Raw genomic sequence first — 11,442 nt, 5'->3', positions numbered from 1 at the left:
ATATTTTTTTATAAATATCCTCTTTGGAAGAAAAATAATGATAAAAAGTTCCTACTGAAACATTTGCTTTTTTACAAATATCTTCAATTGTTATATTCTCAATTTTTTTTTCTTTCGTTAAATTTAAAAACACATGAAATATATTGTTCTGTGTTAGTAGTGCTTGTTGTTTTCTTTTGGTCAAATTTTTTTTACACAAAGTTTATTCCTCCTTGATTATATATTAACTGATATCTTAGAAATGAAAAAGTGGTTTGAAAATATAGTTGATTGTTATATAATCTTCATTAAACCGAATATGATTCGGTGAATTATATTCGGTGTAATGAAGATGGTTTTTTGAGGGGAGATGTTATATATGAAAACCACTTATGAATCAATCGTTATGATTCCTACGAATAAGCGAATAGAAAAAAAGAACTTAGAAAATCCATTTGAACCATTTGTATGGTATAAAGAAATGCGGGAAAAAGAACCTATCTGTTTTAATCATCAGGCTGATATGTGGAATGTTTTTTTGTATGATGATGTGAAAATAGTTTTAGAGGATAAAGAGCATTTTTCTAATATTATGTCCGAGAAGAAAAAAACTCCATTTTCAAAAAGTGTTATTGGGATAAAGCCACCGAAATATAAGCGAGTTCGGTCTATTGTAAATCGGTCTTTTACTCCTAAAGCAATAGAGGTATGGGAGCCGAGAATCCAGAAAATCACAGAAGATATACTTAATCCATTATCCAATCGTAAAACTTTTGATATTATACAGGAATTATTTTATCCTTTACCAATTATAGTAATTGCTGAAATGTTAGGTGTTTCTATTAATGATATGGACAGATTCAAGGAATGGTCTGACATTATAATAAGTTCACCCAGTCACAATAATCCGGATTATTTAACAGAATTTTTTCAGAGACGTTTACAAGCAGAAAATGAATTAGAGGGACTTTTTGAAGAAATGTTAAAAATCAAGCGAGAAAAGTCAAAAGATAATTCCGATGATGTTATCTCTTTATTAGTTCAAAGTGAAGCAGACAATAAAATTTCAGGTGAGGAAATAGTATCATTTTACAAACTACTATTAGTAGCAGGAAATGAAACTACAACTAACTTGCTTGGTAATTTATTATATTGTTTAATAGAATATCCAGATGTTTATAAGCAAATACAACAGGATATATCTCTTATTCCAAAAGTAATTGAGGAAGTATTACGTTATCGTTCACCAGCTCAAAGAATTGTACGGAGAGTAAAAAAAGGAATGCAATTAAATGGCCAAACTTTAAAAGTAGGCCAAACAGTCACAGCTTGGATTGGATCAGCTAATCGTGACTCTCATTATTTCAATGATGCTGATAGTTTCAACATACATCGTCCGCGAAACCCTCATCTTGGGTTTGGTTATGGAACCAACTTTTGCTTAGGTGCTAGACTAGCTAGGTTAGAAGCTACAATTGTATTGACGGAAATAATAAAAAAATATAAATCATTTTCGTTTATTGACCAAAATCTTCCCATTCCTATCTCAAATAGTAGTTCTGTATATGGATTGAAATCTTTCCCAGTGAAAAGTGAAATTATTCATATAAAATAAATATTTTGGCCCTAGTGCAGGTACACTAGGGCCGATTCTATATATAAATAAGATTCATCATGCTGAGTTTTTTAAGTAGCGTCTCTTTTTACATGTAATTTGTTTGTTCTTCTCCTTTTCAAAAGGGATGTGCAAACATATCTAATGGGGAATGAACTATCTTGAAATGGATCAATGTGGAATTTAAATGTACAACATGAAATGGAAATTCGTAGAGCTTGTTGTTTTCTTTGTGGCGGATTTTTTATACAACATTTATCCCGCTTTAATGGGCAGTAAGACCCCCACCTCAAAATTTAGCGAAAGCAAAGAAGTTAGGTGGGGGATCAACTGCCCATAAAAGCCCGATTGGTTCAACTAATAATCAGTGGGGGATGAAGAAAAACCCCACTGATTAAAGTTTCACTTTATCCAATTGGTGAGGGCTGATTATATATGAATTGATATCTTAAAAGCGGAAAATTAGTTTGAATATTTTGTTTTTTGGTGTATAATCCTCAATACGCCGAATATTATTCGGTGAATTGTATTCGGTGTGAAAATATTTTTAGAGGGGAGATTGTTATATATGAAAACACCTTACCAATCAATTGATATGATTCCTACAAGTAAGCTGATAGGAAAAAAGGCGTTAGAAGATCCTTATAAACCATTTGCATGGTATAAAGAGATGCGGGAAAAAGAGCCCATTTGTTTTAACCATCAGGCTGATATGTGGAATGTTTTTTTGTATGAAGATGTAAAAACTGTTTTAGAGGATAAAGAGCATTTTTCTAATATTATGCCCGAGAAGAAAAAGTCTCCATTTCCACAAAGTATTCTTGGGATGGATCCGCCAAAACATACGCAAATTCGCTCTATTGTAAATCGGTCTTTCACTCCTAAATCATTAAGAGAATGGGAGCCGAGAATCCAGCAAATCACAAACGATATACTTAATCAATTATCCAATCGTAAAACTTTTGATATTGTAAGGGAGTTATTTTATCCTTTACCAGTTATAGTAATTGCTGAAATGTTAGGGGTTTCTGCTAAGGATATGGAAAGGTTTAAGAAATGGTCTGACATTATCGTAAGTTCACCGAGTCATGATGATCCGGATTATTTGGCAGAATTTTTTCATACACGTTTACAAGCAGAAAATGAATTAGGAGATTTTTTTGAAGAAATCATACAACTCAATCGAGAAAAATCCCAAAAAGATGCAAACGACATTATTTCTTTATTAGTTCAAAGTGAAGCGGAAAAAAGCATTTCAGGTAAAGAATTAGTATCGTTTTGTAAACTACTATTAGTAGCGGGAAATGAAACAACGACCAATTTACTTGGAAACGCATTATATTGTTTTATAGAATATCCAAATGTTTATGAGCAATTACAACAGGATATATCTCTTATTCCAAAAGCAATTGAAGAAGTATTGCGGTATCGTTCACCGGTTCAAAGAATTACACGAAGAGTAAAAAAAGAGATTCAATTAAAGGACCAAACTTTACAAGTAGATCAAATCATCTCAGCTTGGGTAGGATCAGCTAATCGTGACTCGCATCAATTCACAGATGGTGATAGTTTCAACATCTATCGTGGACGAAACCCTCATCTAACATTTGGGCATGGTATTCACTTTTGCTTAGGCGCGCCTCTAGCTAGATTAGAAGCTAAAATTGTATTGACAGAATTAATAAAAAGATATAAATCATTTTCGTTTATTGACGAGAATCTTCCCACTCCTATATCGAATAGTAGTACTATATATGGATTAAGTTCTTTCCCTGTGAAAAGTGAACTACTCCATATAAAATAAGCATTTTGGCTCTGGTTTAAGTGCCAGGGCCAATTTTATTCATAAATTAGAGCTATCAAGCTAAAATTAAAAATCATTTTATAAAAAGTATTATATTTAGGAAAAAGAATTCCATATTATTATGGATTTAGGCATACTAAAAGAAAAAAGACTATGCGGTCTAAACTATTATAATTTTAAGCATTACTTGGGAGCTAAATATAGGAGGATACTTGAATTGAGCAATTTTACACGTTTACGCACGCAAAACATAATAAAAGATGCGTTCATGGAGTTATTAAAAGAAAAAACATTTTCATCCATCACAATTAATCATATTTGTGAAAAAGCAATGATTCATAGAAGCACATTTTACCGGCATTACGAAGATAAATATGAGCTATTTAGTGATGCTTCAAATTCCATCGCAATTAGCCTCTTTGAACAAACAAAGCAAGGTATGGATTTAGAACGTACATTATTTGAAGAAATAATTGAATACATCGATGTTAATCGTACATTGTTTTTTAATATTACCAGTAAAAATAATAGCCTTGAGTTATACGAAAAATTGATCCAGTATGGTTCGAAAGATTTATATGAAACTTCAATGAAATATAATGACCCACTTTCCAAACGGATCCAAAACTCTGAATATCCAATGGTACTATGCGATTTCTACTGTAGTGGTTTTTTTGAGATTATAAAGAAATGGATAGGGAATGAATATCCATTTTCAAAAGAAGAATTAATTAGGATTTCTAAGAATTTCTAAATAAATGAACCAATTCAAAATATATGTCTCACTTTGAGACATATATTATTTTTTGCTCATCGAATTCCTCCAAAACCTATGATAGATTAATGAACATAGCAAAGGAGACCTGCTTTCATATTAAAAAAATGAATTGCAATCTCATGCTCAATGAATAAATATACAACAGTTGAATTGTTTAAAGGAGGATTTTTGATGAAAGCTGCAGTGTGGTATGGTGAAAGAGATATTCGTATTGAGGAAAGAGAAGCGAAAGAATTACAACCGAATGACGTAAAAGTTAAAGTGGCATGGGCTGGTATTTGTGGTTCTGATTTGCATGCATACTTGCATCCAGATTCAGTACCAATGAATAAGAAGACGGTACTCGGACATGAATTTTCTGGTGAAATTGCAGAGGTCGGCTCTCATGTAACAAAATTTAAAAAAGGTGACAGAGTATGTATCTATCCAACGATGCTTAAAGACCCTTCAAATGCTGAAACTGAACGTTTCACTACTTTAGACGCAGTTGGTGCACAAATCGACGGAGGGTTCGCTGAATACGTGATACTTCCACAAAAAACGCTTTTCAAAATTCCAGATCATTTAAAACTAGAATTAGCAGCCATGGTTGAACCAGCAGCTGTATCTTTCCAGTCCATTAAGGATTCAAATGTAAAAGAAGGGGATACCGTCGTTGTCTATGGAGCGGGTCCTATTGGATTATTTGCTGTTTTAGGTGCAAAAGCTGCAGGTGCTTCTAATATTATTGTTATCGATTTGTTAGATAGTCGACTCGATAAAGCAACTGAAATGGGTGCAACACATGTCTTTAATGCTAAAGATGTGAATCCTGTTGAAGCAATTCGTAAATTATTCCCAGATGGAGCAGATGTGACAGTTGAAGCTGCAGGTGTTGAGTCAACATTTAATCAAGCCATACAATCAACTAAAGTTCGTGGCACAATGATGGTTATCGGCTTCCATACACAAGATATCCAGCTTAATGTTCCTGCTGCACTAATTTTTAGTGGTGTAAAATTAATGGGGTCTGTAGGATACAGTAATGAAACTTACAATGAGGTTATTGAATTACTTGCTAATGGAAGATTACCCGCGCAATCAATTATTACAAGTAAAATTGATATAGATAATATTGCTGAACAAGGCTTTGAAGCGTTAATTCATGATAAATCGCAATCAAAAATTTTAGTTAAATTAAGTGGCGCACATTAATCTTATTGTAGATAAATGAATTTGCGGAGATGAAAAATTTGTAAAGTGGTTAAGAATATTAGAATTGGGGGAATATGGGTATGAATATTGGAATTATTGGCGCTGGCTTTATTGGGTCAACTTTGGCGAAACAGCTTGTCACTTTGGGTCATCAGGTTAACATCTCAAATTCACGCGGACCAGACACTTTGGCGGAGGTCGCAACTCTTACTGGAGCGAGTCCGGTGACGAATGAAGAAGCGGTGCGTGGAGCCGATCTTATTATTCTGGCGATCCCTTTCGGCAAAATTGCGTCACTTCCTCGCGGATTGTTCGATCTTCGACAAGCCAAAGCCTTTATCATTGATACCAACAATTATACTGTACATCGGGATGGCAGAATTGAACAACTCCTTGATGGCAGCATAAAAACGGAAAGCCGTTGGGTGGAGCAGCAAATCGGTGCCCCAGTCGTCAGAGCGTTCAGCAACATCGTAGCTCAGCGTATTATTGATCTGGCGAAACCGGAAGGCGCTGAGGATCGGATTGCACTACCGGTTTTTGCAGACGATCCTGCGGCCAAAGCGGTTGTGATGAAGCTTGTCAACTCACTCGGTTTTGATCCTGTCGATGGCGGTTCCATTGACGATTCATGGCGTGTTCAACTTGGCACCCCTGCGTCTGGAACGCCTGATTTTATCGAGAAGGATTTGAACGCTGTGGCATTGAAGAAGGCACTTTCAGAAGCTACTGTTGAGCAAAATACGAATTACCGCACCTCGGCTCTTGAAAGCCTGCAATCATAACATGGGATTGATATTCCCATGAAAATTCCTCTACCTGCATAGGAGGGCACTGAAAATTCCAATAAAGATGATTAGCGAGTCCATGAACGAATTTCATTCATGGACTCGCTTTTTTATGTCCGTTCCAGGCTAACGCTTTTTGCGGGTATGGTTTCAGTCTATAGCTATCAACTTAAGGAGACTAAAAAATATTGTTTGAAAACTTTTTATATAATTCATCCATTTTATACTCTTTCGCGTATAGTAAGTAGTCTTTGTTTTTAACTAATTTATACTAAAAAGACTACGGAAAAAACTTTATTGTTACTTCACAGAAGCAAAGTATCTAAACAAACATGGTAAAGGCTTTTTGCATGTTATTTTGGTTTATCTAAAAATTTATTTCATAGTGCATGATCTATTTTAATCAATTGTCATGTAAATATGTCCTCCAATGACAAGGTTAAATCCATTTATTTCGTCATCGTAGCTTCGTTATCTTGCGGTTACATTCCAAAATGCGTACAATAGCGTGCCTTCAAGGTTATACTGATGCTGGAGGTGATGCAAAGTGACATACGATTGGGAAATGAATTCGAAACAAACTAATTAACAATTAGATTCTTACAAGTGAATTCCATCAGTATACCAATTGGTTTATAAACAAATGCGGAAGTATCTTTCGGAAGATGAGCTTTTCATTAGCTAGAAGATTTTTAAACATCTAGTCTTCATTTTGAAACTAGAATCGATTTTATATTAGGTTTCGAATTTTTATGTGGTACAGATATTAGTTGAAAGATAGGAGTTGCCGGCTCTGACTTATATCGTAAAGTTGATCATTTAAAAAGATGGATTTAACGGGGGGATATTATGAAAGATAGCAAACATTTTAATTTTCACAAGCTTTGGCTAGGACAGTCTATAAGTTTATTAGGTACTCAGTTTACAATAGTAGCTTTGCCACTTTTTGCATTAGAGGTGTTACAAACAAGTGAAGCAAATGCTGCTATACTTCGTGGGGTTATATTCGTCCCTTATCTAATTTTCGGGTTAGTAGCCGGTGCTTTAATAGACATTTTCCATAGGAAAAATGTCTTGCTAATTTGTAGTATATGTCAAGGAATATTGTTTTTATCAGTATTCATACTGACTGTAACAAATATAATAACGTTCCCTTTACTGGTATTTATCATGTTTTTAAATGGAATATTCACCACGTTTTACAACATTGCCATTCCTTCTTTCTTACCGGAAATAGTAACAGATAAAGACAACTTAAAAAAAGCTAATGCTCAACTAGCACTTTCGGAGTCTCTTTCTATAGTAATTGGTCCTATGCTAGCTGGAATCGTCATTACTCTAGTCGGATTAACAGGATCGTTTACTGTTGACGCAGTAACGTATTTTGTTTGTTTTATGTTTGTATTATATATTTCAAAGTTTAAACCGCATACAGAGGGTTCTTTAAAAGACGTAAATATAAAATCCATATACGAAAACATATATGAGGGTTTGATATATTTCAAAAAACACCCTGTATTAGAGCCAATTGTGACATGTGGTGCTGTTTACGGTTTTTTTAAATACATATTAAATAGTATTTTAGTAATATTCCTTTATAAGGTAATGGGTCTATCTGAAATTGAAATAGGGTTTGTTGTAGGTTCAGCAGCGGCCGGATTTTTAATAGGTAATACGGTTCTCATGAAAAAAAGTCAACAAATTAATAATACAAAAATGCTTATTTATAGCGCTACTGTATCAGTTACCGGTTTGGCTTTTATACCGATAATGGGATATATGGGAACAGTTTACGGTATAGTAGCCGCAAGTATCATACATGGTATGGGAGAAGGTGTATTTGGCCCTTACGCTGCAACTATACGACAACTTGCCTCACCAAATCACATGCTGGGCCGAGTAAATGCTGTACAGCGCACGCTTAATTGGGGAGCTTGGGCATTGGGAAGTTTTACTAGTGCATTTTTAATTTCTATATTCGGGCTTCAAACTACGTTATTTATAGGAGGTTTCGGAACAACATTGTGTTTAGTGGCGTTGTTAAGACGAGGCGTATCAAAAGGAACTGACATTGAATATACGAGTTCATTTGAGAGGGGATGATTATGATGTATAAGGTATTAAAAGGAAATGACATAGAAAATAAACCACACATTTTATTTATAGGGGGATGGACAAAACCTATACAAGATGCATTAGATAGTGGGTATACTGTTTCGTATATAGGATCTTACGCTAAACACATATATTTTGATGGAGTTATCTTAGAAAAATGTTTCTATAAAAAAGAAATAGACACAACAAACATACCCTTGTCTATATACTATGCTGAAGAATTATGCAAAGAGCGACCTTTTCATGTGGTTGTGTCTTTTAACGAAACAGCATTAGATACGGCTTGCATAATTGCAAAGATTTTTAATGTTAAAGGACCTTCTTACAATGCTAATATGATAACTCGCAATAAAGACATGATGCGTGAAATGCTAGCAAGTAAAGACTTTTCAATAGATTCGATAGTTTGTAATAACACTGAAGATATTAATGAATTTTTGAATAAAAAAGATAGTGTTATAATAAAGCCGCCGATTGGGGCAGGGGGTAAAGGAGTATATAAGCTAGACTCGAGAGATGACGTAGGGGTGTTTATTGAAGAAAATGGTATTCAACTACCTGTTTTAGTGGAAGAGTATATTGAAGGGGATGTAGTTTATACGGTTGAAACCGTTTCTTATAACAAAAAACATTCTATACTTGCTATATCAGCTGAAGTATGTAAAGAAGATACATTTATAATAAACTATACGATTATGCCGGCACCTATAGATGAATCTCAAAAACAATTCATTATGGAGAAAGTAATGTTATTTTTGGACGATATGCAAATGGAAAATGGCATTACTCATACAGAAATAAAGATAGACAAACACAATAAACCAATAATTATAGAGTCTCAAGTTAGAATAGGTGGTGGCAACATCTGGAAGATGGTGGAACTAACAACTGGCATATCTCAATTTGGATACTATTATGATACGCTAGCTACTGAGACTATAGATGAATTTAGATGTCTACCTTCAAAATGTCAAGCTATGTCTTTAAGCTTGATTCCAAAACCAGGTTGCTTAAAAGAAATCAAGTATAAAGGATTAACTAACATATCCGAGGTCGTATTAATTGATCTAGTAGTAAAAGAGGGCGACATCATACCAACTATTGTAGATAGCACGCAACGCAAAGGGTCTATATTATTTACGGCTAATGATATAAAACATATGTACGAAGTTGCAGAGGAAATATGTAACAACATAACGTTTGTTTATAAGGATTTATCAGAATGGAAACCTTCTTTTAAAAAATATATGTAAAAAGAAATGTGGCAGATGACTGGTCTATATAACAAAGGATAATTTAAATCACATGTGTCTATTAACCAAAAACCGGATAAAAGTGTATTAGCTAGAGCTATGTTTTTTGATGAAAATGACGAATTTATATAACGAATCCTTCAAGGTCAATTACAATGAGCCGGTTTATCCTTAGTGGGACAAAAATCGGCTTTTTTGTATGAAAATGTGCTTAGTGTGGTTTTTGTTCGAAATACTGGAGGAATCCCATTGCTATCATGTAAACAAATATATTCTTCCCTCAAATGAAATTTTAGTTTGATAGCGACGAGCTACTGATTGTGGAAAATCTCCAGGCTTCTATTAGTTGATTAGTTGAAGAATTTGTTCCATAGCTCTTAAGGTATTGTAATATAAATAATCAAATCATCCTTCTGCCATTTATTTAAATGGCTCATTCTCTACATCTTATGAATTCCCTGAAAGTACTAAAACTACGCAAAATAAATAACCATCCTATGCAAGAAAGTTGAGGTAGCAAATAGCATATATTTTACTGAAAGGATGTGAATGAACTATGGAACGGCCGAATTGGGGAATTGGAGGATTAGTATTCGTTGGTTGCATGTTTCTTGGCGGAGGAGTGGGATCTATGTTAGGTAATGCCCAAACTGGATGGCTCATAGGAATGGGTGTTGGATTTCTTGGGATGGCTTTAACGAGACTGATCAGAAAGTAATATAACGGGGATTCTTAATATCGTAAGCACTCTATACATTACAGTTAGAACTTTCTCTTTTGTATTGGCCTTTTCTAAATTTTTTTCATACATAGATAGGATTTTCAAGTCGTAGGATGGCACCTTAGGGTGTATTTTTTATGCTTTCTAAAAATGTCTCACTATATAATAGACTTCGTTAGGTTCTGAAAATCTTTTTTGTAATAGAATAGATTCATTACCGTTTCAGACCTTTGTATTCATTCATAACTTAACAGTAAAAGGGGGGATGATGAAAGGTATGGCGTGTAATGATGAATTAATTTGTCAACAGTTTGCAAGAATTATCGGTGGCCAAGAAGGGTTTGCCGGTGGAAAATGTGTAGCAACAATAAATCGGGATGAAATAAGAGCAACAATCTTAGGAAAACGTTTTAGAGTAACAAGTTCCTTCTCATTCGAATCAAGAGATAATAAAACTGGACGGGCATTATGTCTAGGCCGGGTAGCGCTCTTACAAAAAGAAGTCAATGGATTTGTTGCTACTATTATTAAACAAGGAATAATTGTTTCGTCTATACACAATGAGTGGTTATGTGATGATCCAAATTTAATTTACGTTAATATTGAAGACGTTGATGATCCGCTAAGCTTCGCAAGGAAAGTTAGAAGAGCGTTATGTAGTTAACCAATTTTTTTAGTTAAATGAGCAATAGAAAAGGATCTTCAATTGAAAGATCCTTTTCTATTGCTTGTAAGTGATAGATTATGTTAATTAAAATATTTGGGATTATTAATGTTTTTTCAATGGTTTCACTAAATAGATGAAGGTTTTCATGAATTAAGTATACTTGATTAGCAGGCGAGCGTATTTTTTGCACGAATCGATATAATAATCTCCATTTTTATTGTAGTGTCAGTGTCTTAGTAGAAAATAAATATATACGACAAATTTTGACAAAGAAAGGATTGTGTTTTTGTTATGCTATGAAAGTTATTAATTTGTAATGTATATATAGGAGGATTTTTAAATGTCAAAGAAATTATTATTATTTGCACTTATGAGTTTATGTGTAATTGCTTTAAGTGCTTGTAAAGGTAATGAAGAAAAATTAAAGGGCGCACCAGATGAGCAAAAAGTGGATGAAGACAAAAAAGTAGTAGAGGAAGAAAAAGGTAAGCAAGAAGAGCAACAAAAAGTAGAAGAAGAAAAACGTAA

10 protein-coding genes and 1 pseudogene are annotated in these 11,442 nt (G+C 33.9%); 10 read left to right on the top strand and 1 reads right to left on the bottom strand.

All coding sequences use genetic code 11. The features are described 5' to 3' along the window. On the bottom strand, nt 1–199 hold a 199-nt coding region (locus MR079_RS25825), incomplete at its 3' end, for a TetR/AcrR family transcriptional regulator (RefSeq protein WP_242294880.1). Between the two features lie 159 nt (nt 200–358). Between MR079_RS25825 and MR079_RS25820 the strand changes: the two genes are divergently transcribed. The 10 genes and pseudogenes from MR079_RS25820 to MR079_RS25775 all read left to right on the top strand — a co-directional run. Next, the gene (locus MR079_RS25820) at nt 359–1,594 is read left to right on the top strand and encodes a cytochrome P450 (protein WP_242294879.1); all 1,236 of its coding nucleotides are present in this window, start codon (nt 359–361) and stop codon (nt 1,592–1,594) included. A 568-nt stretch (nt 1,595–2,162) separates the two neighbouring features. Beyond that, nucleotides 2,163–3,398 carry a cytochrome P450 gene (locus MR079_RS25815; RefSeq protein ID WP_139866074.1) on the top strand — a complete coding sequence of 412 codons (1,236 nt, stop codon included), beginning with the start codon at nt 2,163–2,165 and terminating at the stop codon, nt 3,396–3,398. A gap of 217 nt (nt 3,399–3,615) precedes the next feature. Next, the gene (locus tag MR079_RS25810) at nt 3,616–4,152 is read left to right on the top strand and encodes a TetR/AcrR family transcriptional regulator (protein WP_000064554.1); all 537 of its coding nucleotides are present in this window, start codon (nt 3,616–3,618) and stop codon (nt 4,150–4,152) included. Between the two features lie 195 nt (nt 4,153–4,347). Then, nucleotides 4,348–5,370: a 2,3-butanediol dehydrogenase gene (locus MR079_RS25805; RefSeq protein ID WP_242294878.1), complete on the top strand. Its 1,023-nt coding sequence runs from the start codon at nt 4,348–4,350 to the stop codon at nt 5,368–5,370. A gap of 80 nt (nt 5,371–5,450) precedes the next feature. After that, on the top strand, nt 5,451–6,155 hold the full coding sequence (locus MR079_RS25800; RefSeq protein ID WP_139866071.1) for an NADPH-dependent F420 reductase: 705 nt from the start codon (nt 5,451–5,453) through the stop codon (nt 6,153–6,155). An 852-nt stretch (nt 6,156–7,007) separates the two neighbouring features. After that, on the top strand, nt 7,008–8,261 hold the full coding sequence (locus MR079_RS25795) for an MFS transporter (protein ID WP_242294877.1): 1,254 nt from the start codon (nt 7,008–7,010) through the stop codon (nt 8,259–8,261). Further along, entirely contained in the window at nt 8,258–9,526 is a 1,269-nt protein-coding gene (locus MR079_RS25790) for an ATP-grasp domain-containing protein (protein ID WP_139866069.1), read from the top strand. Before MR079_RS25795 ends, MR079_RS25790 begins: the two co-directional genes overlap by 4 nt. Nucleotides 9,527–10,082: 556 nt before the next feature. Next, nucleotides 10,083–10,244, top strand: a complete 162-nt coding sequence (locus MR079_RS25785) for a hypothetical protein (RefSeq protein WP_033691926.1) — start codon at nt 10,083–10,085, stop codon at nt 10,242–10,244. A gap of 280 nt (nt 10,245–10,524) precedes the next feature. Then, nucleotides 10,525–10,911, top strand: coding sequence for a DUF1259 domain-containing protein (locus MR079_RS25780; protein ID WP_116733364.1), 387 nt, complete (start codon nt 10,525–10,527; stop codon nt 10,909–10,911). 343 nt (nt 10,912–11,254) lie between these two features. Further along, nucleotides 11,255–11,442 (top strand): annotated as a pseudogene (locus MR079_RS25775) (YwbE family protein); the annotation flags it as partial.

Origin of the sequence: Bacillus cereus group sp. BfR-BA-01381, assembly GCF_022663555.1 — a bacterium.
Taxonomy (GTDB): domain Bacteria; phylum Bacillota; class Bacilli; order Bacillales; family Bacillaceae_G; genus Bacillus_A; species Bacillus_A pacificus.
Note: the sequence above shows the minus strand (reverse complement) of the source record. Positions and strands in the feature narration are given on the sequence as shown.

What these genes read in the sequence shown, in the direction of transcription:
- MR079_RS25790 (WP_139866069.1), top strand. Translation starts at nt 8,258, where the DNA reads ATGATTATGATGTATAAGGTATTAAAAGGAAATGACATAGAAAATAAA.
- MR079_RS25780 (WP_116733364.1), top strand. Translation starts at nt 10,525, where the DNA reads ATGGCGTGTAATGATGAATTAATTTGTCAACAGTTTGCAAGAATTATC.
- MR079_RS25820 (WP_242294879.1), top strand. Translation starts at nt 359, where the DNA reads ATGAAAACCACTTATGAATCAATCGTTATGATTCCTACGAATAAGCGA.
- MR079_RS25795 (WP_242294877.1), top strand. Translation starts at nt 7,008, where the DNA reads ATGAAAGATAGCAAACATTTTAATTTTCACAAGCTTTGGCTAGGACAG.
- MR079_RS25815 (WP_139866074.1), top strand. Translation starts at nt 2,163, where the DNA reads ATGAAAACACCTTACCAATCAATTGATATGATTCCTACAAGTAAGCTG.
- MR079_RS25805 (WP_242294878.1), top strand. Translation starts at nt 4,348, where the DNA reads ATGAAAGCTGCAGTGTGGTATGGTGAAAGAGATATTCGTATTGAGGAA.
- MR079_RS25800 (WP_139866071.1), top strand. Translation starts at nt 5,451, where the DNA reads ATGAATATTGGAATTATTGGCGCTGGCTTTATTGGGTCAACTTTGGCG.
- MR079_RS25785 (WP_033691926.1), top strand. Translation starts at nt 10,083, where the DNA reads ATGGAACGGCCGAATTGGGGAATTGGAGGATTAGTATTCGTTGGTTGC.